Genomic DNA, 25,237 nt, shown 5'->3' with positions numbered 1-25,237 from the left:
CTATTACCTGTCGGGCACCCTTATATTACCCGATGTGTTCAATAACTCGTATGTATTTCAAATTAAATTCATGCCCTAATCCACCGCCGGCAAGCGCTTAGGGTTAGACTGAACGAGATTGTCAAGACTGTCCCCTACCAGAGGAGTCCGAAAACTTATGGCATCCGTCATCGATACCGTTGTAAACCTGTGTAAGCGCCGCGGCTTGGTCTACCAGGCAGGTGAAATTTACGGCGGTTCCCGCTCCGCGTGGGACTACGGCCCTCTTGGTGTAGAGCTCAAGGAAAACATCAAGCGTCAGTGGTGGCGCCACATGGTCCAGTCCCGCGCAGACGTCGTGGGTGTCGATACCTCCGTCATCCAGCCACGCCAGGTCTGGGTATCTTCCGGTCACGTTGAAGTATTCTCCGACCCGCTGGTGGAATCCCGCCACACCGGTAAGCGCTACCGTGCCGACGACCTCATTGAGGCCTACGAGGAAAAGCACGGCCACGAGCCAGAAAACGGCCTGGCAGATATCAATGACCCGGAAACCGGCCAGCCGGGTGACTGGACCGAACCGAAGGCTTTCTCCGGCCTGCTCAAGACCTTCCTTGGCCCAGTCGATGATGAGCAGGGCCTGCACTACCTGCGTCCGGAGACCGCACAGGGCATCTTCGTTAACTTCAAGAACGTGATGACCTCCTCGCGCATGAAGCCGCCGTTTGGCATTGCGAATATTGGCAAGTCCTTCCGCAATGAAATTACCCCAGGTAACTTCATCTTCCGCACCCGCGAGTTCGAGCAGATGGAGATGGAGTTCTTCGTTAAGCCAGGCGAGGACGAAGAGTGGCACCAGTACTGGATCGATGACCGCTATAACTGGTACGTGGACCTGGGCATCAAGGAAGAAAACCTGCGCCTTTACGAGCACCCGAAGGAAAAGCTCTCCCACTACTCCAAGCGCACCGTGGACGTGGAGTACGCCTTTGGCTTCAAGGGCTCCAAGTGGGGCGAGCTGGAAGGCGTGGCTAACCGCACCGACTATGACCTGTCCGTACACGCCAAGGGCTCGGGCGAGGACCTGTCCTACTATGACCAGGCCAATGACGAGCGCTGGATCCCGTACGTCATCGAGCCGGCCGCCGGATTGGGCCGTTCCATGATGGCCTTCCTGGTTGATGCCTACGACGAGGAAGAAGCTCCCAACGCCAAGGGTGGTACCGATAAGCGCGTGGTCCTGCGCCTGGACCGCCGCCTGGCCCCCATCAAGGTAGCCGTGCTTCCGCTTTCCAAGAAGGAAGAGCTCTCTGAGCCTGCCCGCAAGTTGGCCGATAAGCTGCGCGCTTATTGGAACGTGGACTTTGACGTCTCCGGTGCCATCGGCCGCCGCTACCGTCGCCAGGATGAGATTGGCACCCCGTTCTGCGTCACCTTCGACTTCGACACCCTCGAAGACGATGCCGTGACCGTGCGCGAGCGCGACACCATGGAGCAGGAGCGCGTGAAGCTCGATGACCTCGAGGCTTACCTCGCCTCCCGCCTGATTGGGTGCTAGGGATGCATTACACCAGCTGGGATCGCTCTGACCGCGCAAAACCCGTGCTCTTGGCCGAAGACGGCCCGGAGCAGCTGGGCGTATTCTCGGAGCATTCCGCGGAGGTCGACGGCCACTTCTGGCGCACCGAGGTCAGTGACCTTGGCGCCTCTGCCACGCTTGCCGACGGCTCCATCTACCGCCTCGCCGGCCGCCTCGGCCGCGATAAGCGCCTAGAGGCATCGCTCAACGGCCGCACTTTTCACTTCATCAATGAAAACAGCGGCGACTGGATCATCGATGATGTCGATGATGACAAGGTAGGCCAGTTCTCCTCCCGCAACTCTGGGGTGCGCAAGTCCATCCTCGAATTCGAGCACGAAGCCGAAGGACTCACCACCGCCGAAATTGCCGGTTTGAGCTGGTTTACCCGCGTCATCCTTGATGCCAATACCCAAGGCAAGGCTTGGGCGTGGATCATCACCTTGGTCCTCGCTTCCATCGTTGCCATCCTCGCGCTTTTCATCTTCTAATGACTGTGCAGTGGACTTGGGGCGAGGGTGCGCTCAGCAGTGCCGCGGGGGAGCAACTGGCTTCCGTGTGCGACGGTGTGCTCGCCACCGCGGCCGGCGAGCGCCTAACCTTGGAATCTTCGCTGGATTACTCCTCCCCGCGCTTCTTCTTGCGCGCGCAGACCGCGGCGGGCGCGGGCGAGGATTTCTCGGTCTCCCAGGCCGGGATTACCATCACCCGCCTGCGTGCGGCCTGCGGGGAGCGCGAGTACCTGCTAGAACGCCGCAACCCTTTCCGCCGCGAGCGCCGCATCGTAGCTCGCCGCTCGGGCGCCGAGGTTGCCAGCACCGCCCCGGCGGGAAACGGACTGCAGGTGAGCGTGGGTGAGCTGCCGGAGCTCGACGCCATATTCTTGAGCTACGCCTGTGCGCTTCTCGACGCCACCCCGCGCACCCTGCGCACCTAGTCCGGCGCAATCAACGAAGGCGCCGCCCACGGAGAGTGAGACGGGGCGGCCTTTGCTCGGCTAGAAGGAGCCGCCGCGGAAGCCGCCTCCGTCGCCGCCCCCGAAGTCTCCGCCGCCAAAGCTGCCTCCACCAAAGCCGCCGCCTCCGAAACCGCCACCAAAGCCGCGGCCGCCGCCGAGCATTTGGCCCAGGACCATACCGGTGACGATATTGCCGGCCGCGTTGCCCATCTGCTGGCGCTGCTGGCGGCGACGGTGTTCGTCGATGTCATCCTTGGCGCGCTGCAGCGCCGCCTGAGCTGCGGCTACCGCTTCGCGGGAGGACTGCAGCGCGGCGCGGATATCGCTGCGCTCGGTGTGGAGGGCTTGGGCGTGGAGACGTTTGGCGTCGGCAAGCGCGGTGCGTGCGCCCGAGCCGATGATGCGCCCGCGGGAGGAAATGAGGTCCTCCGCAGCCTGGATATTAGATTCCGCCACGGAAATCTGCTGGCGGAAGAGATCAAGTTGGCGCGCGTGGGTGGAGGTCTTTTCCCGCACGCGGTCAAGCGCCTCATCCAGCTGCGTGTCAATAGAAGTAAGTGCGGTGTGCTGGCCTAGCGGATCCTGCTGGCCGTGGGCTTTGGCCTCAGTGACTGCGGTGCCGGCGCGGCCGAGCAGTTCCTCGAGTGCGTTCCAATCCGCCGTGGTTCCCTGCGCCTTGCCTTGGCGCTCGAGCTCGCGAGCCTCGTCGATTTCGCCCTCGACCTCGGCAATGAGGGACTCGAGGTTGCCGCGAGCGGTGGCGATATTCTCCTCGGCGTTTTCCACGCCAGAAATTAGGCGATCCGTCATCGCGCAGGCATGTTCACTATCGCGGATGAGCCCCACCAGCGGGCCCTGCTGACCGGCCGGCTGGGTCTGGACCCCGCGGGCCTTTTCTAGCAGTTTTTCTGCTTCATCAAGCGAAGCGGCGGCAAGCTCCGGGTTATCGGCAATGGAGGACAAAACGTGCTCGTCATAGTTGCCCTTCAACCGAGCCAACGTGGATTCGGCCTCCGGTAGGCGGGCGCGCAGGCCCACAGTGCGCTGGGTGAGCTCGTCCAGTTTCTCATCGGAGTGGATAAGTAGGTCGCGCATCTGGGCAAATTCCGCGGCCTGCGCATCCAGGGCATCATCGGCCTGACCACAGGAAGAGACGATGTCCACGAGCATCTGGCGCCGTTCGGCCGGGGACTCCGGAACGGCATCATCGAGTCGCTGGCGTAGGTGGAAAGCCTTTTGCAGGGTAGAAGTAGAGTGATTCATTGCCTTGGTAAACGGGCGCACGCGCTCCGGACCAAACTCCGAAAGCGCGATATTGAGCTCCTCCTTGCCGCGGCGAATGGACTCATCGGTCGAGACCAACTCTTCCTGCGCCAGCTGGTCCAAGGTCTCTAGCGGCAGGCGGTTGAGTTGATCGGTATCGCCCGGGGCGATTTCGCGGGCCGACTCGAGTGTTTGCGCCTTATTCTTCTTAGTATTGCGGCGCGAGTAGTACATGATGCCGCCACCGGCGGCGACGATGGCAGCCGCGCCACCGCCCAGCCACGCTAGGCCGGAAGAATCGGAAGAGTTGGAGCTGCTGGTGTTGCCCAGGGCGGCGTCGGCAAGCGCGAGGGCGGAAGCACCGTACTCATCGCTGGTCAGCTTGTCATAGGCGGCGTCATACATCTGGTCGAGCCGGCCCTTGGGCCAATCTTTGCCCGTCTGCACGCCCATTTTGCGGTCATCGACGGACAGGACATACACCGCAGAGTTTTCCCCTTGTCCTTGACCACTTGGTCGGCAAAGCTTTCCGGATCCGCATCTAGCTTATTGGTGATGTAGACAAAGAGGACCCGGTGCTCATCCTTTTGTAGCTGGCCAATCTTTTCTCTCAGCTCGGCCTTTTCTTGGGTGCTTAAAACGCCCGCGTCATCGGTAACCTTCTCCGTGAGGGTGGCCGTACCGGTGCCTTGCGCCACGGTGGTGGTCTCTGCGGCGAAGGCAGACCCCGCACCGATGGAGGTGCAGCCCAAAATGAAAGCGGCGATGGCCGCGCGGCCCAAACGTGCACTCAAATTCATGCCCACCACTTTACCGGCTCCACTTAGCTCTTCGGCGGGTAGTGTAATGGGGCAGTGAAGTACGTAATTGTTTTAGGCACTGCCCAATATGACGGCCGGCCCTCCCGCATCCTTGCCGGACGCCTGCGCCATGCCGGCGAGCTAGCCACGGCCGAGGGGCTGGAAGTCATTACCGTGGGTGGCAAGCTCCCCGGCGATAGGTTTACTGAGGCCGGCGTCGGCCGCACCTTTCTGCGCGAGCACTTCCCGCACCTGACCGTCCACGCGGTGGAGCAGGGGCTAGATACCCGCAGCTCCCTGAAAGCGGCCAAGGAAGCCTTCGCGCTTTCCGACGCCACCATCATCACCGATCCCCTCCACCGCCTGCGCACCGCACTCATCGCCCGCCAGGAAGGACTAAAAGCCACCGTATCCGGCACGCCGTATTACCCTGCCGCACGCTTTTCCACACCCTGGTGGCGCTATCTTGCCCACGAAACCGGTGGCGTGGCCTACGCGCTGGTAGCCGGAGTGCTGCCGCCGCGCGGTGCCGCCGCACTGCGCAATGGGTTCTACCGCGTGGAGCAGCTCCTGCGCCCGAATCAAAAGCTGCGGCATCAAACGATTGAGCAGGAAGATAGGGATTCTTTTCCCCGGCGATAAGAAGCATCGCATGATATTTTTTAAGCTGCCGATGCATTTCTAGGGGAGAAGGGTTTCTTTTCCACTACATCAGGAAATAACACCGAGCCATGTTGGTCAGCGCTGAAATGCTACGAAGCCTCAGGAGGAAAGCGTGTTAAAACTGGAGAACCTGTCTGTAAAGCTAAGCAGGAAAAGTAGCCCGCTATTCTCTATCGACTCTGTGCATGAGCCAGGTACCCTCACTTGGATTCGAGGCGCCTCTGGGTCCGGCAAATCCACGCTGCTTCGCGTTATCTCTGGACTCCAGAAGCCAACATCAGGAACCGTCAGTATTTTCGGACATGATTTATGGAGCTCTTCTGCTCGAAATAGAGATAGGCTTCGAGCTAAATCGATGGGAATAGTGTTTCAAGATTCCGGCGTAGTGCCCTGTTTGACAATCGACGAAAACCTTTCCTTCGCACAAGGGCTAAGCGGAGCCACTGCGGACTCGGACGCTAATAGCTCTTTGCTAGCTCAACTCAATATGAGTGAATACGGAGCCTCTCTACCGCACGAGCTTTCAGGGGGACAACGCCAACGTGCGGCCATAGCAACGGCAATGTCTAAAAAGCCCCAACTCGTTTTCGCAGACGAACCGACGAGTGCATTGGATGAGGACAACGCATATTCAGTGTTGCGATATCTGCATAATTACATTGTAAGAAACCACGCAATCGCCTTGGTAGTTTCCCACGATGACCGTTTAGCGCAGTTTTGTGATCAGGTTTTGGAAATCGGGGTAAACCAATGAATTTTCGCGCTGTGGAAGCGAAGATCCGTAAAAGCACATTTGTGGAGAGTATCCCGCTACTAGCTACCTCGTTTGTGCTCATCTTCTTTGTCTGCCTGTTAGTCTGCACTGTAGCGGCGGACAAAGTAGCCGAATCTATGGCAATGGGGCTGATGTATTCGGCTCTCGTATCGATCATTCCCTTTACTCTGGCACTCAAATACAGCTTAAGGCATGTGGTGGAGGGGAGGCGCCACCACTATGAGGCCCTTCGTTTATTTGGGTTAGCATTAAAACGAATTCGGCGAGCGTTATTTCTTGAGCTACTTATAGTTTATTTTTTCTTTTCAATAGTTAGCGCAGTTCTGGTTCCAGTGCTAATGAAGCCAATCTTCCTGGTTCTATATTCGGGTTTTGGCATTGATCTTCCACAAGGACTTCCTTCACCGCTGCTCGTCGCTGTGATCTCATGGTGCGCGATCGCTTTCCTGAGTTTCGTTCCTTTCCAACAGGAGACGAGAGTTTTGGAAGATTTGAGCCAAGGCCCAGCTCGCATAGAACCAAATCCAAGGAATCCGCGGGCTGCAGAACTCCTTCGATATCCTCTAGGGATAGCGGCCAGTGTTGTATTGCTGGTGGGATTTGTGGCGATGCCCCAGGCGGATCCGTCTAGTAGGTGGCCGATGATTTTCGTCTACTGCGTGCCCTTCTTGGTGAGTGCTGCCTCTGTATTTGTCTACGCGGTTGTCTTATATTCCGCCGAATACCTCTCCCTCAAGTTTGGGGGATGGATTCCTCCGATTTTGGGAGTCCGATATGCGCGATCTTTTATCGCCACCACCATATTGCGGGTCTCTTGTATTTTTATCTTGTTTCCCATCATTCCTTTTATTGCGAATGATTCGGCACTCTACTCAGCAAGGGAAGAATTAGCTGACAATGTGAAGAACGTGTATGTAGGGTCGCCGCAGGATGAACAAACTATCAGCACATCCACTGCCCAAAACATTTGTCAGGATCACGCCGCAGATTGCCTAGGAGTTCTTAGCTGGGTGCCTGCTGACCAAGACTCGGAAGAGCTCCAACCTTCCACCATGGAAGAAGGCGCTGTCTTTGCGCTGGTAGAAGATCGGGACGGAACAGTAAGTTCCTTGGTTAATGACCGAGAGGTAGTTGAGACGGAACCCCGATCGCCGTTTGACCAAACGTGGATGCGGCCATGGGATAAAGCCTTTAATTCTGAAGCAGATCCTTCTTGGGGAACGGGCGAAAGGCAAGACGAAGGTTATGCTGTAGCCATTTTTTCGAAGCAAGTGGAATTGAGCGACAGCCAAGCGATGGAGGTTGTAGGCGCTCAGCAATGGGCAGAAAACCTACCTTCAACGTTGCTTTACGGTCCAAACGGTACCGGTACAAGCGAATTTATTCCGTTGTTTGCCTACGTGATTGTTGGGGGAGCAGTTCTCATCTTCGGACTGGCCTTAGCACAACAAGGTCGGCTTATCCGCTTCACTAAAACCATTTGGGAACAAGGCGTCTCAGTTGCAGAAGCGCACAGAAACAGGAAATTGGCCAATTGTTTGCCTTCGGCTTTTGCGTTGGCTTTGTCGCTAGGAGCAGCTGCTCTACTGAGCACGTATATGGACTCTTATATAGCGCATAAACTTGTATTGCACTTTCCGGATGTCCCATTTGGACTCATACTTTTCTTGGTGGTGGTTGTGGGCCTGGCAGCGGTGGGCAGCAACTTTGTGAAAGGCCCGCGGCCTGCTAAAAACTAGGCGGCCACGTTGCTCACCCAAAAGGCCAGTTCACGGAATATGCTTGGGTCGTGTCCTATTCTTATTCCGCCGCCGACTTCGCCCGCCTGGCCGATGAAAAGCCGAAGGGCTCAGCCTTCCATACCGTGGAAGAACATCGCGGCGTCTTTGCCCGTGACCGCGCCCGCGTGCTGCACTCGGCAGCCTTGCGGCGTCTGGCCGATAAAACTCAGGTCGTCGGGCCGCGCGATGGCGATACTCCACGCACCCGTCTGACCCACTCGCTGGAGGTGGGCCAAATTGCGCGGAGCATCGGTGCTGGACTTGGACTCGATCCTGATCTGTGCGACATGGCAGGGCTGACCCATGACATCGGCCACCCGCCCTACGGGCACAATGGCGAAAACGCACTCAATGAGGTCGCCCTCAACGGCTTTGAAGGAAACGCGCAGACCCTGCGCATCCTCACCCGCCTAGAGCCCAAGATCATCGTGGACGATGCCAGCGGCGTGCCGCGCAGCTTCGGCCTCAACCTCACCCGCGCCGCCCTCGACGGTGCCTGCAAATACCCCTGGACCAAAACCAATCCCGATGGCAGCACCAACCGCAAATACGGCGCCTATGACGAGGACGCGGATCTGCTCGAGTGGCTGCGCGAGGGCCATAGCGATAATCGCAAATGCATCGAAGCCCAAGTAATGGACTGGTCCGATGACATCGCCTACTCCGTGCATGACGTGGAAGACGGCATTATTTCCCGGCGCATCTCCCTCAAAGTCCTTTGGGACCTAGTTGAGCTAGCCCAGCTGGCAGAAAAGGGCGCTAAAGCCTTTGGCGGCACCGCCGATGAGCTCTTGGAGGCGGCCGATAGCCTGCGCAACTTAAGCGTCATCAACGCCATCGGCGATTTTGATTACTCCTTGCGCGACTATGCCAACTTGAAGAAGATGACCTCTGAGCTCGTAGGCCGCTATGTCGGTGCGACCGTCGGCGCCACCAGCGAAGCCAATGCCGAGCTCATCTCCTCCAATACCCTTGGCCGCATGCACGGTGACCTCATTGTGCCCAAGCAAGCCGAGGCCGAGGTCAAGCTGCTTAAAACCATCGCGGTCCTCTACGTCATGGACGAGCCCGCCCACCTTGCCCGCCAGGACCGTCAACGCGAGCGCATCTACCGCGTCTACGATTACCTCGTCGCCGGCGCCCCTGGCTCCCTCGATGCCACCTTCCGGCTGTGGTGGGAGCAAGCCGAAACTGACGCCGCCCGCGACCGCGCCATCATTGACCAAATTGCGTCTATGACCGAGTCTCGCCTCGAGCGCTTGGCCCGCCGAAGTGCGGAGCTGTCTGGGTTCCTCAGCTAAACCTGGCTTGCCCACCACCGCGCTAGAGTTAGGTCGAGAGTCATCAGGCCGATCTGAGCGCGAAAAGGCCGAATTGAGAGCTCAAAACCCTCAATTCGGCCTCATATCTATGGACCTAACGCCTCAGCTCCAACCCCAGGGCCCGAGTCGCTAGCGCACCAACGCGACACCTTGGTCCTCGAGCACGCTAGCTACCGCCGCTAGGTCCTCGCCTTCGATATCCATATTGGAGGCAACGATGACGCTGGTGCGCTGCTCGCGTAGGAAATCCGCTAGGTCATCGAGGTTGCGCGGGCCGCAGTCTTCGCAGCCGCGGGTGCGGCCGAGTGCGTTAAAGAAGTCCGCGCGGGTGCGGATGTGTTCAGTAATGAGGATGCGTCGCATGATTACTCCTCTGCGTCCGGAATAGAACAGAAGCTTTCATAGTGGTCATCGGTGTAGTACCACACGTCTGGGTCGGTCTCGCTGCCGCCACCGGTGATAATGCGGCGGGCGCCGCGGTTGTGGCTGCCTGGGGTTTCTACCGTGTATTCGCGGTAGTAATTCTTGTCCTGCTGAGGCAGCCGGCCCTCGTAATTGCCAAAGCGGACGTTGTCATTATCCGGGTAGTCGTAGGGGCCACCGGCCAAGATATCGTCCGCGGTGTCTTTGGCCTCGGCGGGTAGGGAAGACATCGTGCAGGTATCGGCGTCGCCAGTCGCGGCCGCTTGGGTCGACTCAGAAGTGGAGGAAGCAGCGGAATCACCATCGCCGCCGAGATCGAAGCCGAAGTAGCCTGCCACGACGGCGAGCGCAAGGCCGCCGAGGGCAACGGGGAGCGATTTCTTGGACGCTTTGGACTTGGGCATACCTTTATTGTTGCAGGTGCGGCGCTAAAAGTGGAAATTGGCCCGAGACAATGGCGAGGTCAAAAATTGCCCCGTCACGGGGGTAGGTAACAGTATGTGGAAAGTACCCCAACAGAGGGTAATTTGCGTCCAAACTGTGAACCCTGTTCAACGTCACCATCCTGCCCTAGCTATTTGAACATTCCCACCGCGCGCGGGGTAGTCTGTACGCATGGCAAAAGGCAGAATTCCGGACAGCGATATCCAAGCTATCCGTGAACGCGCGCCTTTAGAAGAAATCGTCGGCGAGTACGTGCAGCTCAAGCCCGCCGGGCACGATTCGCTTAAGGGCCTTAGCCCCTTCAAGGATGAAAAGACTCCGTCCTTTCACGTGCGCCCGCAGCGCGGCTACTACCACTGCTTTTCCACCGGCAAGGGTGGCGATGTATTCAGCTTCCTGATGGAAATGGAGCAGGTCTCCTTCCCAGAAGCGGTTGAAGCGGTAGCGCAGAAGATCGGCTATCACATCAACTACCAGGGCGGTTCTACGGGCGCGCGCAATGAGAAGCCGGGCACGCGGCAGCGCCTCATCGCTGCCAATAAAGCCGCCCACGAGTTTTACCGCCAGCAGTTGGAGACCCCACAAGCGGCTACAGCCCGCGATTTCCTGCTGGATCGCGGTTTTTCCCGCGAGGTCATCTATGACTTCGAGTGCGGCTATGCCCCAGAGGGATGGGATACGGCTACCAAACACCTGCTGCGCCTAGGCTTTTCCTTTGAAGAGCTGGAAGCAGCTGGCATTTCCAAGATGGGCAAGCGTGGTCCCATCGACCGCTTCCATCGTCGTTTGCTGTGGCCGATTAAGGACCTTTCCGGCAACGTCATTGGCTTTGGCGCCCGCAAGCTTTTCGACGACGACAAGCTCGGCAAGTACATGAACACCTCTGAGACCATGCTCTACCGCAAGTCCAAGGTGCTCTTTGGCCTCGATTTGGCCAAGCGCAATATCGCCGAAAACCACCAAGCCGTGGTGGTAGAAGGCTACACGGATGTCATGGCCATGTATGCCGCAGGCGTCAAGACCGCTGTTGCTTCCTGTGGTACCGCCTTTGGCGGCGAGCATCTGCAGGTGCTGCGCCGACTCATGCTGGATGATTCCTACTTCAATGGCGAGCTCATCTATACCTTTGACGGCGATGAGGCAGGGCAGAAGGCCGCCATGCGCGCCTTTGACGGCGAGCAAAAGTTCACCGGTCAATCCTTTGTCTCCGTAGCGCCCGACGGCATGGATCCGTGCGATCTGCGTCTGCACAAAGGCGATGCCGCCGTGCGCGAGCTCATCGCGGACCGCATCCCCATGTTCGAGTTCGTTATCCAGTCCGTCATCGCGGAATACAGCATTGACAGCGCCGAGGGGCGCCTGCAGGCCCTGCGCCGCGCGGTACCCGTGGTCGCACAGATCCGTGATCAACCTTTGCAGCGTGAATATGCCCGGCGTCTAGCAGGTTGGGTGGGCTGGCCGGATCCGGAAGAGGTTCTCCGGCAGGTGCGCGCGGAGGCACGCAAGCCCAAGAAAGCCGAAAAGCCCACCATTCGTCGCTTCGACAATGCGAAGCAGCAGCCGGCACAGCAGGACGTGCCGATGATCCATCCGCCGAGCCCGAAGGAGACCCACCTGTGGCCTCAGCGCGAGGCCCTCAAGCTGGCCTTGCAGATGCCGCAGGTGGCAGGTTCCTATTTCGATGGCATTACTGCCGACGCCTATACCAACGACGCCTACCGCCTCGTGCGCCAAGCCATTTCTACCGTGGGTGGCGCAGCTCAGGGCGCCACCATGCCGGCCGTGGAGTGGATCGCCGCGGTGGCCGGCGAAATGCAGGACCTTACCGGCCGCAACTTCGTCTCGGAGCTTGCCGTAGAGGCCATTTTGCCAACCGACGTCGGTCCCGAAAAATACGCCGACTCCGTGCTCTCCCGATTGCAAGAGACGGTGGTGGGCGATCAAATCGCCCAGTTGAAGGCTCGTCTTGGCCGCATGCGTCCCTCCGATGATGAGGCTAGCTATAACTCGCTTTTTGCTGACCTCGTCGCTTTAGAACAAGCCCGCCGCGAGCTCAATGACCGCGCCTTCCGCGGCACGCCTCCCCAAGGTTAAAAATATCCCCTCGCCCTGTCACCGATTTAGGTGCGCAGCGAGGGGAGGGAAGAGGCTGAAACTAATTTAGTCCTCATCAGGTTCATAAATGCGGTCCGCGTTGTCTACCTGGGAGCCGCGCAGCCGGCCTTTGCCCTTGCGCTTGGAGGAGAGATCGCGAACCTCGCGCATGCGCGGTTCCGGATCCAAGCGGTTGGCTACTGCCTTGCGTGCAGAAGTGACGGCAGATTTGGTCACGGGGGAGTTGATAGCCTTCTCGTAGGCGCCCTTGATCTGGTGGTAGCGCTTGCGGCCTGCTTTGGTGCCAAAAACGTATCCTGCTGCGGCGCCGAAGACGAATTGGATCATTATTTAGCGTGTCCCCTTATTCCAGTACGAGTAAAAGTTCTCCACCAGCCTACCGCGAAGGCCCGTCGCTCGCTGCTAGCCACCGTTAAGGGGTAAAGCTCGATTTGCTGTAGAACAGCTCTTTTCATAAACAGGAATTCGCGCTAGTTTAAAGAGGTGGACATAAACGCGCGTAGGGACTCGGCCGCGGCCTCAGCAGTAGCGCTGGCCGCGCTATTTACCGCGAGTATTTCGGCAGAATCGAGTAACCAGAACACCGGTGTTGCTACTACGCAGAAAGCTTCAGCTTGGTCCGAGGATTGCTAGATAGTACCGGGAAGGTGTAGTCACCGTCCCAGCTTTGTGCATGCGGGTTTAGCGTCACGTTCACCTTTTTGTAACTTTAGCTAGATATTATGCGTGGGAATTCGTTACTAGTGAAAGGTTTCCACGTTGAACTATCGGAATAAACTCCGCCCGGCAGTTCGCGCACTCGCCTTGTGCGCGGCCACCGGACTGACCATAACGCTGGCACCGGCTGCCAGCGCCGCCCTCCCCGTGGCCGTGCCACAGCTCCGCGAGCCTGTTACCCAGCAGACCACCGGCGCTCCTCCGGTCCAGCACCCCGGTGCCCCGGTTCCAGAGCCGTTTAGCACGGACTATATCGCGGGCTTTGAATCCGATGTTTCCTCTTATCAATTTGGCAACTACTGGCAGGTAGTCCAGCTTTTTGATCACATCAAGGCTCAGCCAGAAATCCGCCAAGAAAATATGGACAAGGCCGTGGCCATCAATAACGCCGCAGCCGGTGACCCCGCTTTGATCCGCCGCGCGCAGGCCGATGCCAAGGCCAGCTCGACGAGCGTGCTCAACGCCGTTTCTGACTCGATGGGCAAGAACCTAGGCGATGCCTTCCGCGCTGCCTTGGCCGAGCACCGCCTGCCCAAGACCGAATACCTCCTAGGAAATGGCTATGCGGCCCGCGCAGGCGGACTGGCCAATTCCACGATGTCGGAGAAGTACTACTTCAACTATCAACGCCCGTACCAGCGCGCGCCGCAGGCGATTAAGCGCTATGACGATGGCTCCAAGGATCTCTATCCCACCTCTCCAGCCTTCCCTTCGGGCCATACCAATCAGGCAACGTGGATTACCACGCTGATGTCCTTCATGCTGCCTGAGGTAGGCCCACAGCTCATGCTGCGCGGCGCGGAGGCCGGCAACCACCGCGTAGTACTGGGCGTGCATTACCCGCTGGATGTCATCGGTGGGCGCATGACAGGCCAGGCCGCCGCGGCTGACCGCTTGAATGACAAGCGCATGCGCAATGCCCTGTGGCAAGCCTCGATGGAAGTGCGCAAGGAAATTAAGTGGCGCACCGGCAAGACGGTAGAAGAACTGGTGGCCCAGGATAGGGAAGAGGGCACCGACTATCGGTCCACGGCGGATGCGGTAGAACAATACTCCACATTCATGGACTATGACTTCGCCCCGCGCTACCGAACCGACGCCCCGATGGTCGTCCCGCAGGCCGCTCCAGTGCTGCTAGCAGCGTCCCACCCAGAGCTGACCTGGTATCAGCGCGCCGAGGTGCTGCGCCAGACCGCGCGTCCAGCCGGCAACCCATTGGATTGGCAAGCAGAGGGAGGCTCGTGGCAGCGTCTCGATCTAGCCCGCGCCATGGCGGCCAGGGTGACCATCGCCCCAGACGGCGGCGTGAGCGTCAGCGGCTAGCAGGTTCTGCAACCTGTGGGGGTACAGATCTCCAGACCATGGTTCAATTTAGAAATATCTCCGTCACTCTAAAGGAAAAGATTAGTGACTAAGCCCAAGATAATGACCGTTTACGGCACCCGGCCGGAGGCCATTAAGGTCGCCCCCGTCGTTAAGGCGCTGGATAAAGATGAGCGCTTTGAATCCATCCCGGTCTCTACCGGTCAGCATAAAGAGATGCTGGAGCAGGTCAACACCATGTTTGGCATCCAGCCGAAGCACGGCCTGGGGCTCATGAAACAGGGACAGGGACTCAATGAGCTTGTCTCCCGCGCAATTGCGGGTCTGGATTCCATCATTGAAGAAGAAAAGCCGGACGTCATTATCTCCCAGGGCGATACCTCTACGGCTATGGCTGCAGCACTTGCCGGTTTCCATCGCGGGGTCAAGATCGTTCACCTCGAAGCCGGTTTGCGTACCGGCGATATCCACTCGCCGTTCCCAGAAGAAGCTAACCGTAAGCTCATTGGCCAGGTAGCCGAGCTGCATCTGGCTCCAACCGCAGGCTCGATGGAGAACCTGCGCCGCGAGAATGTGCGTTCCAAGGACATTGTGGTCACCGGTAATACCGTCATTGACGCTCTGCTGGAAGCAGCATCGTGGGACACGAAGTTCGCAGACCCTGCCCTGCAGGAAGCCGCAGAGTCCGATAAGCGGCTTGTCGTAGTTACCACCCACCGCCGCGAGAACCTTGAGGCGATGAAGGAAATCGGTGGTGCAGTTAAGGACTTGGCAGAAGCCTATCCGGAGATTAACTTCGCATTGCCGCTGCACCTCAACCCCAAGGTGCGCCAGGCGGTCCTGCCGGAGGTCGAGCACCTGCCAAATATCATCATCACGGATCCGCTGCCTTATGACCAGTTCACGCAGCTACAAAACCGTGCCACCATCATCTTGACTGACTCCGGCGGAGTCCAGGAGGAGGCACCAGCATTGGGCAAGCCAGTGCTAGTCATGCGCCAAAACACCGAGCGCCCCGAAGCCGTGGTCGCCGGCACGGTTAAGCTGGTGGGCACTAATCGCGAGCTCATTGTGGCAGAGGCAAAGCTTTTGCTTTCCGACGCCGCCGCATTTGACGCCATGGCCAACGCCGTCAATCCTTATGGTGACGGCAAGGGCGCGCAGCGCGCTATTGCGGCTATCGCAGAGTTGACCGGGGTAGGCGAGCGCGTAGAGGATTTTCTGCCGGAGGCAGGTTCCTCTAAGGGGCCCAAGGCGAGGAATAACTCGCGCGCCTGCCGGAGAAAGCGGATATATTAAAGGTATGAAACCGCTGGATATCCGCTGTAACCACCGAGAGCGCATGAAAGCTGCAGACATTTTAGGAGATGCGCTTTCGGCAGGGCAGATTGACCTCGATGATTTTGAAAAACGCTCGGCCGCCTGCGTTAATGCAACGACTCGCGCTGAGCTCATCGAGCCGCTGGCTGACCTTGTAGAGGACCCAGAAGTTCTCCTTTTTAGGCAGGAACGAAAAATCGGAAAGGCCTATGCGGGCCAGCAAGAATCCAAAGCCATCGCCAAGGTGGAGCAGGCTATCCGCCAGGTGCAGCCGAGCGTGCAGGAGACCCGCTCCCTTGCGGTGGGGATCTTCGGCGGGTCTACTGTCAGCGGCGGGGCAGTAGCTCGTTCTCTGACGGCGTTGGGCTTTTTCGGTGGCGTGGACATCGATCTCACGGGCGTCGCCCTGCACAGTCGTACTACCACCATCAACGCGGCGGGCGCCTTTGGTGGCGTCGATGTTTATATTCCCGAAGGCTTCCGCGTCCACGTCAGCGGCGTTGGACTCTTTGGCGGACATGACCTCAAGGTAGAGAACGGCGCCATCCATCCGAATGACCTCCCGGTAGACGCGCCAGAAATTATTGTGAACTGCTATAGCCTCTTCGGCGGCGTAGACGTTCACGTGGGGCGCCGCTACGGCGAGTAACCAAGCGCGATTGTAGTGCAAGCAACCACTTGCACTAATGAGCGTGGGCCAGTGCTTAGTCGGCCTCGATGATCGCTGCTAGACCTTGTCCGCCTCCAATACACATGGTAACCAGCGCGAGCTTACCGCCGGTGCGGTGAAGGTGATGCGCGGCGGTGACGACGATGCGGGCACCGGTAGCACCCACGGGATGGCCGAGCGAAATGCCAGAACCGTGCGGGTTGAAGCGCGGATCATCTGCCGAAATGTCCCATTCTTTGAGTACAGCCAGCGCTTGGGCGGCAAAGGCCTCATTGAGCTCAATGAGGTCAAGATCATCGAAGGTGATGCCGAGGCGATCCATAACCTTGCGGGAAGCCTCCACCGGGCCGATACCCATGCGTTCCGGATCCACGCCGGCTAGGGCCCATCCCTTGAGCGTGACCATTGGGGTAAGACCCAGCTCCTCGGCTTTTTCACGGGTAGTCACTAGGACGGCCGCGGCACCATCGTTTTGGCCCGAGGCATTACCGGCGGTAACCGTTGCCTCTTCGTCCTCCTTGCGCATGACCGCGCGCAGTTTAGATAGCTTGTCTGTACTGGAATCTGGGCGGACATGTTCATCCTTGTCTACGACGATAGGCTCCCCCTTGCGCTGGGGGACGGTGACGGGGATGATTTCGGCGTCGAAAAGCGATTGTTCCTGTGCAGCGGCGGCATTGCGGTGGGAACGTGCAGCGAGCTCGTCTTGGGCGACGCGCTCGATGGAGTATTCGCGGCGGAGATTTTCGGCGGTCTCAATCATGCCGCCGGCAATCGGGTGGTGCTTTCCGCCGGCGGCCTCGCGGGCTTCTTGGAGGCGATCGCGAAAGATCATATTTCCTCCCTTTGCTCCCCAGCGTACATCCGCATCAACGGTGTATTCGGTGCGGGACATAGACTCCGCGCCGCCGGCGATGATGACATCGGCAGCGCCAGTAGCAATGTGGGCACCTGCGGTAATAATGGCCTGCAGACCCGATCCGCAGCGGCGATCGAGCTGCATACCCGGCACGGTGGTGGGCAGGCCAGCGTCTAAGGCAGCCACGCGGCCCAAAGCGGGTGCGGCACCATTAGGGGAGCCTTGGCCCAAGATGACGTCATCGATTTTGGTGGGGTCGATACCGGACTCTTCCACAATGGTCTTGACCACGAGACTAGCTAATTCTTGGACGGGGACGGACTTTAGCGCTCCACCATAACGGCCGACAGGGGTGCGCTTGGGGTAGCAAAGGACTACGTCGCGGGTGTGCATGATAATTCTCCTTTAAGAAAGTTCGGTGGTGGCAAGGTCATGGGAGATTGCCTTGCAGGTTGCGATGAGCTCCGGCAGGATGCGCGTGGTGAGATCCTCAGTGGAATAGACGGATGTTTGGGTTGAGACATTGATGGCTGCAGCAGTGCGGCCCGAACCATCGCGAATAGGAACTGCAATGGAACGCAGGCCCTTCTCCAGCTCTTGGTCTACGATGACCCAACCGCGTTTCCGGATCTCCGCTAGGCGCGCCCGAAGATCTGCGGGTGCGGTGAGCGTGTGAGGGGTGACTTTCTCCAGCGACGCCGTTTCTAGGAATTCGTCCAACTGCGCTGGAGTGAGATCCGCTAACAGTACCTGTCCCATTGAGGTCGCGTGCGCGGGAAAGCGGGTGCCGATGGTGATATTGGTGGCCATGATGCGGTGTGCAGCGGCGCGGGCAATATAAACCACGGTGTCCCTATCCAACACACTGACAGAGCAGGATTCATCGAGTTTGGCGGATAACTCCCTCAAATGGGGCTGGGCAATATCGGGAAGACCCAAACTCGAAAGGTAGGAATAGCCCAGTTCCAAAACCCGGGGGGTAAGCCAAAACTCAGAGCCATCCGTGCGCGCGTACCCCTCCGTTACCAAGGTGTGCAAAAAACGGCGTGCAGTGGCACGTGCTAGCCCTGTGACCTCGGCAACCTGGGCCAGAGTCTGGCGTGGGCGCTCGCCATTAAAAGAGTGCAAAACGGCTAATCCGCGGGCGAGCGACTGCACCGTGGGGGTGTCGTTCAAGGTGTGGTCTCCGATTCTAAAAATTGATGAAGTGGCCTACGTCTCGTAATTGTATCCAAAAGTGTTCGCACTGTGAACCCTTGTGCAATATATGAACCACACGTAGGCTGAAGCCATGTTAGATAAAGTCATCGACTCAGTAGAAAATGCCGTAGCAGATATTCCAGACGGCGCTTCCATTGCGGTGGGCGGATTCGGGCTCGTGGGAATTCCGGCGCGTCTAATTGATGCTCTGCGCGAACTCGGCTCTGGAGACCTCACCATCATTTCCAATAATCTTGGTACCGACGATTTCGGGCTCGGGCTCTTGCTTAAAGATCATCGCATTTCCCGCTCTATTGGTTCCTATCTCGGAACGAATAAGGAGTATGCCCGCCAGTATCTCGAAGGAGAACTGACTGTGGAATTTACCCCGCAGGGAACGTTGGCCGAGCGTATGCGTGCCGGCGGTGCTGGCATTCCCGCCTTCTATACCAAGGCCGGCGTGGGAACCCCGCTTGCGGAAGGGGATATCCCCACCCGTTATAACCCGGATGGGTCCATAGCGCAGACTTCTAAGCCGAAGGAAACTCGTGAGTTTAACGGCGAGCTCTACGTGCTGGAGGAGGCACTGACCCCAGATTTTGCCTTCGTTCATGCCGCTCGCGCAGATCGATACGGCAACCTAGCTTTTGCCAAGACTGCGCAGAACTTTAACCCGGATGCCGCTCGTTGCGCTGATATCACCATTGTGCAGGCGGAAGAATTGGTGGAGGCGATTCCGCCGGCCGAGGTTGACGTGCCGGGTATCTACGTCGATCGCGTCGTAGAAGTGGGAAAGCAAGAAACTGGAATCGAATTTAGGACGGTGAGCAAGTAATGACCTGGTCACGTGAAGAAATGGCGGCTCGGGCCGCACAGGAATTGAAAAACGGCGACTACGTCAACCTAGGAATTGGCATGCCAACGTTGATTCCTGGATTCCTGCCGGAGGGCCTTGAAGTGGTGCTTCATTCTGAAAATGGCATCTTGGGCGTAGGCCCGTACCCGGCCGAAGATAAGGTGGACCCAGAGCTTATCAATGCTGGCAAAGAGACCATTACCGCTGCCTCCGGAGCTTCTTTCTTTTCTTCTTCGGAATCCTTCGGAATGATTCGATCGCGTGCTATCGACGTAGCGGTACTCGGCGCCATGGAAGTATCCCAATTCGGTGACCTTGCCAATTGGATGATTCCGGGCAAGATGGTCAAAGGTATGGGCGGTGCCATGGATTTGGTTCATGGCGCCAAACGCATCGTGGTGATGATGCAGCACGTGTCCAAACATGGCAAGTCCAAAATCCTTTCAGAATGCCAACTGCCGCTCACCGGCGCGCGCTGCGTGGACCTTATTATTACGGACCGCGCCGTCTTCGAGGTTGATGAGTTAGAAGGTCTGACCTTAGTTCAGATGGCTGAGGGGGAGACCGAGGACTCCATCCGCGAGGTTACTGATGCCCCATTCACGCTGGACCTGTCTTAGTCCTGAACTGTTCCCGAAAGCCCGCCTTCTAGCACCCGGAAGGCGGGCTTTCTTTTTCATTTCTAATGAGTGGGGTTCTTTGGTGCTGAATTAGCTAAAGGCTGGGCCGAAATGATTCATGCTTCGGCCCAGCCCTAGGTGGGAATGAGAGAGGTACTAGTTAGATATCGCGTAGGTCTACACCCTTGGTTTCAGGGAGAATGTACATGCTAATGATGGTGAGGATGCATAGGGCGATGACATAAAAGCCAGAGGCCCACGCCAGATCGTGTGCGACAAACCACTGGTAGATATAGGGCGCGGTTCCGCCAAAGACAGCCACAGAGAGGGAGTATGCAAGTCCGATACTATGCGTGCGCTGGGCGGTAGGGAAGACCTCGGACATGATGGAAGATAGCAGCGCGCCACCGGCGGCGACGATAATCACGCCTACAGTAGAAGCGACGAGCAGGGTCCACGGACGGGAATCGATCAACGCCATGAGTGGGATTTGCAAAACGGCCATACCTACCGCGCAGATATAGATGACGGGTTTGCGCCCAATCTTGTCCGAGAGACTGCCCCACAGCGGTAGAGCGATAAGGCCAGCAACTTGAGCAACCACCGTGACCCAGTACGCGCCTTGTGTGGTCATTCCTTCGTGGCTAATGGCATAGGTAGAAACGTAGGAGGTCCACGTGTAGTGCGCTGAAGTAACGCCGGAGACCATGCCGATAACGAGCAGGATATTGATCCAAGCCGGACGAGTAGCGGAGGCAGATTGAGGGATTGCTGCGCGCTCCTTGCGCGCTGGGGTGTCTACGCTGGGCTCGGAACTGTCAATTTCCTTGAAGTGATCAGACTCTTTCATGTGGCGGCGTAGGTATAGCGCTACACAGGCAGAGAGCGCGCAGAGGAAGAAGGGGATGCGCCAACCCCATGAGGCAAGTTGTTCATCATTGAGTACGAGGGAGATTAGGCCGCCGAGCACGTAGGCGATGACGGAGCCACCGAAAATGGAAACGTAGACCATAGAGCCCCATTTACCGCGGTGGGCGTTGGGGGCGATTTCTGGGATATAGCTATTGGCGGCAGCTGATTCACCGCCGTGGGCGAAGCCCTGCAGGATACGGATCACCAAAAGACCCACAGAGGACCAAATGCCAATCTGCTCATAAGTGGGCATGACTCCGATGATCGCGGAGGCGATGGCCATCATGATGATGGTCATCATAAGTACGGATTTTCGGCCGCGCTTATCTGCTACGCGGCCGAAGACGATTCCTCCGAGTGGACGCACCAGGAAACCAACGGCAAAAACGCCGAAGGTAGCTAAAAGTGCGGAGGTGGAGTCGCCCTTATTGAACATTGCGGTGGCAATGAATGGGGCAAAGACTGCATAGGAGCTCCACTCATACCACTCTAGGATTTGCCCGGTAAGGCTGGCTCCTAGGGATTTGATGTCGGTGGTAGAAGCTGCGTTTTTGCCGGATTCGGTATCTGGTGGCGATGCCGGTTTGGTGGTGGATGTCATGAGTTCTCCTTGTAGTGGGACCGGGACGGTTGGGAAAAATATTCCCTAGATCACACAAATGGGCGGCGAGGATCCAAAGTATTGAGATCGTCTGACGCTATTGATGTTGTTTACCGCGTGAGAAACTGCACGTGATGAACCCCTTTCGGGGGCAACCTGTGGTTAGATTTATGGTTCGCATTGTGAACTTGGGTGCGCATTGTGACCCCACTTGGGGGTAGTTGGGTAAATGTCTAGCGTTTCTGAGCTTGGATAACGGCGGGAAAGCCCTCCTTAGGTAAAAGTTTTAGGTTCACAGGGGTGGACACTGGTGTAGCGTGTGACACATGACACGGACGGAAAGGTATGAGTCCTAAGCCACCCGAGTCTTGTCGGAGCCACACCCTAAGGAGGGATTTATGACTGCTCTTAGTCCCGAGGAATTGAGCACAGAAAGCCTCGCCGAAGTCATGGCCGCGGGCGGACGCCCAGCCGATAGCGAGCGTGAAATAAAGATCATCGATACCACCCTGCGCGATGCGCACCAGAGTATCTGGGCCACCCGCATGACCACGGAACACATCCTTTCTCTGCTGGATGACATCACCAATGCCGGGTTCGAGCACGTTGACCTAGTTGCCCCCATTCAGTTCGACGTGGCCGTGCGGTATCTCAAAGAGGATCCGTGGGAACGTGTGCGCCTCGTCCACGAGCATGCCGCCCCCGGTACTAAGTTCCGCGCGCTGATTCGCTCCAAGAATCTAGCATCCTTTGACTTCCTGCCGGATGATGCCATCCTTAACTGGACTGAACGCCTTTATGCCAACGGCTTCCGTGTCATTGGTTCTTTTGATGGGCTCAATGACATCGACAACATTGACAAGGGCCTCAAGCTTGCCAAGGAACTTGGCGCTGAGACCTTTGGTGCGCTGTCCTACTGCCTTAGCCCAGTGCACACCGATGAGCTCTACAAGCAAAAGGCGGAGGAGCTGCTTGAACGCACCGACGTCGACCGCATCATGCTGAAGGACGCCGGCGGATTGCTCACTCCGGACCGCATGAGAACCCTTATCCCGGCTATCCGCAGTTCCATTGGAGAAGATATCCCGCTGGAGGTACACACCCACTCCCTGACCGGCTTGTCGCCATTGACCTATCTCTTTGGCGCGGAGTTGGGCGTGGATTCCATTCACACCTCCATCGCTCCGCTTGCCAACGGCCCCGGTCAGCCTGCGACCCAGGCCTTGGTACGAGATCTGCGGGCGCTCGGCTATACCGTCAACGTTGACGATGATCGCATCGCCTCTGCCAGCGACCGGATCCAAGAAATCGCCGATACTGAGGATAAGCCGGTGGGGGTGCCGCGTGCTTTCGACGGCCTCCACTACATGCACCAGCTGCCAGGCGGCATGCTGACGAACTTCGAATCTCAGCTGGAAACTGCGGGCCTAGGAGACCGATTTGAGGAGCTTCTCTATGAGGTGGCTCGCGTGCGAGAAGAGCTGGCATACCCCATCATGATTACGCCATTTGCCCAGTTCGTGGGTACACAGGCCGTCATGAATGTGATGACTGGTGAGCGCTACTCCGTGGTCCCAAATGAGATTAAGAAGTATGCCCTGGGTTACTACGGTGAACCTCTGGCCCCGCTGGACCCAGAGGTATTGGAAAAGATCCTGGCCAACGGTTCCTCCGAAATCACCGAGGAAATCCCAGAACTCAAGCCGGTACTGCCGGGCCTGAAAGAGGCGCATCCGGACGAGGACATCGACACCCTGCTTTTGCGCGTTATGTTCGCCGGCAGCCAAGTCGATGAAATGAAGCGCTTCGTAGCTGAGGGCCGCGCCGGCGAGGGCGAAGGCGTCAAAGGAGGCGTCTTGACCTCCCTCGTCCAGCAAATCTACAACTCTTCCGATACCACCGACTTCCACCTCAAGACCTCTGACCTGGAAATTAACCTCACTAAAGGAGAAAAGTAATCATGACTGATACCACCAACCTGCAGGATCTGAAGGCCCTCCTGAAGTGGGCCAACCTTTCCGATGATATCCAGGAGCTGCAGATCAAGTATGGCGACATCGAACTCGCCATGTCCCGCACGCCTGGCGGCCTCGACCGCCCAGCCCCGGCTCCGGCACCAGCTGCCGCGCCTGCAGCTGCTCCATCCGCATCCCCAGCAGAGCAAGCTCCCGTACAGCAGGCGCCGGCCCAAGCGGAGCCTGCACCAGCTCCCGCTGCACAAGAACCCGCTGCTCAGGAGGAGCCAAAGGCTTCCGGAGCTCCGGCAGCAGAGGGCGAGACCGTCACCGCTCCTATGGTCGGTACCTACTATGCTTCCCCGAAGCCGGGCGCGGACCCATTCGTCAAAGTTGGCGATGAGGTCGAGGTAGGACAGGTGCTGTGCATCGTCGAGGTTATGAAGCTGATGAACAATATTGAGGCCAAGTTTGCCGGAACTGTCAAGGAAATCCTCGTGGATAACGAGGATGCCGTTGAGCACGGCCAGCCACTAATGATCATCGAACCAAAGTAAACCCCGTTCCCACACACCGATCTGGAGGAAAACATGTCAGATCTCTTAAATAGCGTTCTGATTGCCAACCGCGGTGAGATCGCATTGCGTGTTATCCGCGCCTGCAAGGAGCTGGGGATAAAATCCATCCTCGTCTACTCTGAGGGTGATAAGGATTCCTTGCCCGTTAAACTAGCTGATAAGGCCGTTTGCATCGGCCCAGCCAACGCCGCGAAAAGCTATAACAGCCCCGAGCTCATCCTTTCTGCAGCAATGGCTTTTAAGGCCGACGCCATTCACCCCGGCTACGGATTCCTATCTGAAAAGCCTGACTTTGTACGAATGGTAGAAGAAGAAAACATCGGCTTTGTCGGCCCCTCTGCCGAACACATTGGTTTGATGGGAGATAAGATCGAGGCAAAGCGCATCGCGCAAGCCGCCGGCGTGCCTACTGTGCCCGGCTCCGATGGCGTAGTCACCGAAATTGATGAGGCAATGGAAGTTGCCCGAAATACGGGCTTCCCGCTGCTTATTAAGGCGGCAGCCGGCGGCGGTGGTCGTGGCATGCGTGTGGTTGAATCCGAGGACACGCTGGAAAAAGATCTCAATGAGATCATGAATGAGGCCGAATCGGCGTTCAACGATCCCTCGGTGTACATCGAGCGCTATCTCACCGATATTAGGCATATTGAGATTCAGGTGCTTTCGGATGGAGAGAACGTCGTGGCCTTGGGAGAGCGTGACTGTACCTCCCAGCGCCGTAACCAGAAGCTTATTGAGGAAGGCCCGTCCCCGGTCCTGACCGAGGAACTCCGAGCGGGTATGCAGGAAGCTGCCATCAACCTGTGCAAGGAAGTTAAATACAAAAACGCCGGTACCATCGAGTTCGTCTTCGACAACACGGAAAACAAGTACTACTTCATCGAGATGAATACCCGTATCCAAGTCGAGCACCCGGTCACGGAAATGATCACCGGCGTGGACCTCATCAAGGAGCAGCTACGCATTGCCTCCGGACAGAAGTTGTCCATCAGGCAGGATGATATTGAGATACGCGGCCACGCTATTGAATGCCGCATCAATGCTGAGGACCCGAACCAAAACTTCGCTCCTCGCCCCGGCAAGATCGAACACTATCGCGTTCCAGGCGGCTTTGGTGTACGCATGGATGCCCACATCGAAACCGGCTACACCATCCCACCTTTCTATGATTCTATGGTCGGCAAACTTATCGTGTGGGCAGAAGATCGCGATGAAGCCATCGCTCGAATGCTGCGCGCTATCGATGAGTTAGAGGTGGAGGGCGTGGTGACGACTGCGCCGTTCCAGGCGATGTTGCTCGATAGCGAAAAGTTCCGCAGCGGTGAGTTCAATACCGGTTATGTGGCCAAGCTACTGGAGAACACTGACTCCATTCCCGCGGATTAATAAATCTTCTGGTAGCTAGCCCGCACCATCTCATGGCAGTGCTGCCGCCACTCCGAGAGTGCAGGTCCCACAACCCTGGGCCTGCACTTTCAGTGTTTCTGCATTGTGCAATGTGGCAGAAACCATGCTTGGCGATGC

General features: G+C 57.9%; 22 protein-coding genes and 1 pseudogene. 16 read left to right on the top strand and 7 right to left on the bottom strand.

Annotated elements, in window-relative coordinates:
* Positions 1-157: 157 nt before the first annotated feature.
* The 3 genes from ACLI1M_RS08685 to ACLI1M_RS08675 are packed head-to-tail and all read left to right on the top strand — an operon-like array spanning position 158 to position 2,495.
* A complete protein-coding gene (locus ACLI1M_RS08685) occupies positions 158-1,537 on the top strand; it encodes a glycine--tRNA ligase (RefSeq protein WP_259825548.1) in 1,380 nt (459 codons plus the stop codon).
* Between the two features lie 2 nt (positions 1,538-1,539).
* On the top strand, positions 1,540-2,049 hold the full coding sequence (locus ACLI1M_RS08680) for a hypothetical protein (RefSeq protein ID WP_239207874.1): 510 nt from the start codon (positions 1,540-1,542) through the stop codon (positions 2,047-2,049).
* Positions 2,049-2,495 carry a hypothetical protein gene (locus ACLI1M_RS08675; protein WP_200288794.1) on the top strand — a complete coding sequence of 149 codons (447 nt, stop codon included), beginning with the start codon at positions 2,049-2,051 and terminating at the stop codon, positions 2,493-2,495. The genes ACLI1M_RS08680 and ACLI1M_RS08675 overlap by 1 nt, the downstream gene beginning before the upstream one ends.
* A gap of 60 nt (positions 2,496-2,555) precedes the next feature.
* On the opposite strand, the pseudogene ACLI1M_RS08670 reads toward ACLI1M_RS08675, so the two are convergent.
* Positions 2,556-4,579 (bottom strand): annotated as a pseudogene (locus ACLI1M_RS08670) (TPM domain-containing protein).
* Positions 4,580-4,633: 54 nt separating this feature from the next.
* Here ACLI1M_RS08670 and ACLI1M_RS08665 point away from each other — a divergent pair.
* The 4 genes from ACLI1M_RS08665 to ACLI1M_RS08650 all read left to right on the top strand — a co-directional run bounded on the left by ACLI1M_RS08665 (position 4,634) and on the right by ACLI1M_RS08650 (position 9,099).
* Positions 4,634-5,221: a YdcF family protein gene (locus ACLI1M_RS08665; protein ID WP_239207872.1), complete on the top strand. Its 588-nt coding sequence runs from the start codon at positions 4,634-4,636 to the stop codon at positions 5,219-5,221.
* 133 nt (positions 5,222-5,354) lie between these two features.
* Entirely contained in the window at positions 5,355-5,996 is a 642-nt protein-coding gene (locus ACLI1M_RS08660) for an ABC transporter ATP-binding protein (protein ID WP_411706512.1), read from the top strand.
* Positions 5,993-7,756: an FtsX-like permease family protein gene (locus ACLI1M_RS08655; RefSeq protein ID WP_411706511.1), complete on the top strand. Its 1,764-nt coding sequence runs from the start codon at positions 5,993-5,995 to the stop codon at positions 7,754-7,756. Before ACLI1M_RS08660 ends, ACLI1M_RS08655 begins: the two co-directional genes overlap by 4 nt.
* A gap of 50 nt (positions 7,757-7,806) precedes the next feature.
* Entirely contained in the window at positions 7,807-9,099 is a 1,293-nt protein-coding gene (locus ACLI1M_RS08650; protein ID WP_317001093.1) for a deoxyguanosinetriphosphate triphosphohydrolase, read from the top strand.
* Between the two features lie 150 nt (positions 9,100-9,249).
* Here ACLI1M_RS08650 and ACLI1M_RS08645 read toward each other — a convergent pair whose 3' ends face one another.
* Positions 9,250-9,483: a barstar family protein gene (locus tag ACLI1M_RS08645; RefSeq protein WP_023021008.1), complete on the bottom strand. Its 234-nt coding sequence runs from the start codon at positions 9,481-9,483 to the stop codon at positions 9,250-9,252.
* A gap of 2 nt (positions 9,484-9,485) precedes the next feature.
* On the bottom strand, positions 9,486-9,947 hold the full coding sequence (locus tag ACLI1M_RS08640; RefSeq protein ID WP_411706510.1) for a ribonuclease domain-containing protein: 462 nt from the start codon (positions 9,945-9,947) through the stop codon (positions 9,486-9,488).
* Positions 9,948-10,158: 211 nt separating this feature from the next.
* Between ACLI1M_RS08640 and dnaG the strand changes: the two genes are divergently transcribed.
* A complete protein-coding gene (gene dnaG / locus ACLI1M_RS08635; RefSeq protein ID WP_200288799.1) occupies positions 10,159-12,081 on the top strand; it encodes a DNA primase in 1,923 nt (640 codons plus the stop codon).
* A gap of 66 nt (positions 12,082-12,147) precedes the next feature.
* On the opposite strand, the gene ACLI1M_RS08630 is transcribed toward dnaG, so the two are convergent.
* Positions 12,148-12,429: a hypothetical protein gene (locus ACLI1M_RS08630; protein WP_023021011.1), complete on the bottom strand. Its 282-nt coding sequence runs from the start codon at positions 12,427-12,429 to the stop codon at positions 12,148-12,150.
* A gap of 432 nt (positions 12,430-12,861) precedes the next feature.
* On the opposite strand from ACLI1M_RS08630, the gene ACLI1M_RS08625 reads away from it, so the two are divergent.
* The 3 genes from ACLI1M_RS08625 to ACLI1M_RS08615 all read left to right on the top strand — a co-directional run bounded on the left by ACLI1M_RS08625 (position 12,862) and on the right by ACLI1M_RS08615 (position 16,111).
* On the top strand, positions 12,862-14,142 hold the full coding sequence (locus ACLI1M_RS08625; RefSeq protein WP_284798763.1) for an acid phosphatase: 1,281 nt from the start codon (positions 12,862-12,864) through the stop codon (positions 14,140-14,142).
* 84 nt (positions 14,143-14,226) lie between these two features.
* Entirely contained in the window at positions 14,227-15,441 is a 1,215-nt protein-coding gene (gene wecB, locus ACLI1M_RS08620) for a non-hydrolyzing UDP-N-acetylglucosamine 2-epimerase (RefSeq protein ID WP_284798764.1), read from the top strand.
* A gap of 4 nt (positions 15,442-15,445) precedes the next feature.
* Complete coding sequence (locus ACLI1M_RS08615; RefSeq protein ID WP_284835910.1) at positions 15,446-16,111, top strand: DUF1707 domain-containing protein; 666 nt, start codon at positions 15,446-15,448, stop codon at positions 16,109-16,111.
* Between the two features lie 55 nt (positions 16,112-16,166).
* On the opposite strand, the gene ACLI1M_RS08610 is transcribed toward ACLI1M_RS08615, so the two are convergent.
* Positions 16,167-17,384: an acetyl-CoA C-acetyltransferase gene (locus ACLI1M_RS08610; RefSeq protein WP_023021015.1), complete on the bottom strand. Its 1,218-nt coding sequence runs from the start codon at positions 17,382-17,384 to the stop codon at positions 16,167-16,169.
* A 12-nt stretch (positions 17,385-17,396) separates the two neighbouring features.
* Positions 17,397-18,167 (bottom strand): IclR family transcriptional regulator C-terminal domain-containing protein, encoded by a 771-nt coding sequence (locus ACLI1M_RS08605; protein ID WP_411706509.1) that lies wholly within the window; start codon positions 18,165-18,167, stop codon positions 17,397-17,399.
* Between the two features lie 115 nt (positions 18,168-18,282).
* Between ACLI1M_RS08605 and ACLI1M_RS08600 the strand changes: the two genes are divergently transcribed.
* Positions 18,283-19,026, top strand: a complete 744-nt coding sequence (locus tag ACLI1M_RS08600; protein WP_023021017.1) for a CoA transferase subunit A — start codon at positions 18,283-18,285, stop codon at positions 19,024-19,026.
* A complete protein-coding gene (locus tag ACLI1M_RS08595; RefSeq protein WP_301732192.1) occupies positions 19,026-19,667 on the top strand; it encodes a 3-oxoacid CoA-transferase subunit B in 642 nt (213 codons plus the stop codon). The genes ACLI1M_RS08600 and ACLI1M_RS08595 overlap by 1 nt, the downstream gene beginning before the upstream one ends.
* Positions 19,668-19,827: 160 nt before the next feature.
* Here the strand turns inward: ACLI1M_RS08595 and ACLI1M_RS08590 are convergent, their stop codons facing one another.
* A complete protein-coding gene (locus ACLI1M_RS08590; RefSeq protein ID WP_411706508.1) occupies positions 19,828-21,180 on the bottom strand; it encodes an MFS transporter in 1,353 nt (450 codons plus the stop codon).
* A gap of 398 nt (positions 21,181-21,578) precedes the next feature.
* Between ACLI1M_RS08590 and ACLI1M_RS08585 the strand changes: the two genes are divergently transcribed.
* From ACLI1M_RS08585 to accC, 3 genes are read left to right on the top strand one after another with little or no spacing between them, the layout of a single operon-like run.
* Positions 21,579-23,138, top strand: a complete 1,560-nt coding sequence (locus ACLI1M_RS08585) for a hypothetical protein (RefSeq protein ID WP_023021020.1) — start codon at positions 21,579-21,581, stop codon at positions 23,136-23,138.
* A 2-nt stretch (positions 23,139-23,140) separates the two neighbouring features.
* On the top strand, positions 23,141-23,692 hold the full coding sequence (gene accB, locus ACLI1M_RS08580) for an acetyl-CoA carboxylase biotin carboxyl carrier protein (protein WP_023021021.1): 552 nt from the start codon (positions 23,141-23,143) through the stop codon (positions 23,690-23,692).
* Positions 23,693-23,725: 33 nt separating this feature from the next.
* Positions 23,726-25,099: an acetyl-CoA carboxylase biotin carboxylase subunit gene (gene accC / locus ACLI1M_RS08575; RefSeq protein ID WP_411706507.1), complete on the top strand. Its 1,374-nt coding sequence runs from the start codon at positions 23,726-23,728 to the stop codon at positions 25,097-25,099.
* Positions 25,100-25,237 lie beyond the last annotated feature (138 nt).

The organism is Corynebacterium sp. LaCa54, from assembly GCF_046717495.1.
GTDB classification, from domain to species: Bacteria; Actinomycetota; Actinomycetes; order Mycobacteriales; family Mycobacteriaceae; genus Corynebacterium; species Corynebacterium kefirresidentii.
Note: the sequence above shows the minus strand (reverse complement) of the source record. Positions and strands in the feature narration are given on the sequence as shown.

Excerpts from the sequence above, each read along its gene's own strand:
- ACLI1M_RS08685 (WP_259825548.1), top strand. The coding sequence starts at position 158 with ATGGCATCCGTCATCGATACCGTTGTAAACCTGTGTAAGCGCCGCGGC.
- ACLI1M_RS08680 (WP_239207874.1), top strand. The coding sequence starts at position 1,540 with ATGCATTACACCAGCTGGGATCGCTCTGACCGCGCAAAACCCGTGCTC.
- ACLI1M_RS08675 (WP_200288794.1), top strand. The coding sequence starts at position 2,049 with ATGACTGTGCAGTGGACTTGGGGCGAGGGTGCGCTCAGCAGTGCCGCG.
- ACLI1M_RS08655 (WP_411706511.1), top strand. The coding sequence starts at position 5,993 with ATGAATTTTCGCGCTGTGGAAGCGAAGATCCGTAAAAGCACATTTGTG.
- ACLI1M_RS08645 (WP_023021008.1), bottom strand. The coding sequence starts at position 9,483 with ATGCGACGCATCCTCATTACTGAACACATCCGCACCCGCGCGGACTTC.
- ACLI1M_RS08640 (WP_411706510.1), bottom strand. The coding sequence starts at position 9,947 with ATGCCCAAGTCCAAAGCGTCCAAGAAATCGCTCCCCGTTGCCCTCGGC.
- dnaG (WP_200288799.1), top strand. The coding sequence starts at position 10,159 with ATGGCAAAAGGCAGAATTCCGGACAGCGATATCCAAGCTATCCGTGAA.
- ACLI1M_RS08630 (WP_023021011.1), bottom strand. The coding sequence starts at position 12,429 with ATGATCCAATTCGTCTTCGGCGCCGCAGCAGGATACGTTTTTGGCACC.
- ACLI1M_RS08615 (WP_284835910.1), top strand. The coding sequence starts at position 15,446 with ATGAAACCGCTGGATATCCGCTGTAACCACCGAGAGCGCATGAAAGCT.
- ACLI1M_RS08610 (WP_023021015.1), bottom strand. The coding sequence starts at position 17,384 with ATGCACACCCGCGACGTAGTCCTTTGCTACCCCAAGCGCACCCCTGTC.
- ACLI1M_RS08600 (WP_023021017.1), top strand. The coding sequence starts at position 18,283 with ATGTTAGATAAAGTCATCGACTCAGTAGAAAATGCCGTAGCAGATATT.
- ACLI1M_RS08595 (WP_301732192.1), top strand. The coding sequence starts at position 19,026 with ATGACCTGGTCACGTGAAGAAATGGCGGCTCGGGCCGCACAGGAATTG.
- ACLI1M_RS08590 (WP_411706508.1), bottom strand. The coding sequence starts at position 21,180 with ATGACATCCACCACCAAACCGGCATCGCCACCAGATACCGAATCCGGC.
- ACLI1M_RS08585 (WP_023021020.1), top strand. The coding sequence starts at position 21,579 with ATGACTGCTCTTAGTCCCGAGGAATTGAGCACAGAAAGCCTCGCCGAA.
- accB (WP_023021021.1), top strand. The coding sequence starts at position 23,141 with ATGACTGATACCACCAACCTGCAGGATCTGAAGGCCCTCCTGAAGTGG.
- accC (WP_411706507.1), top strand. The coding sequence starts at position 23,726 with ATGTCAGATCTCTTAAATAGCGTTCTGATTGCCAACCGCGGTGAGATC.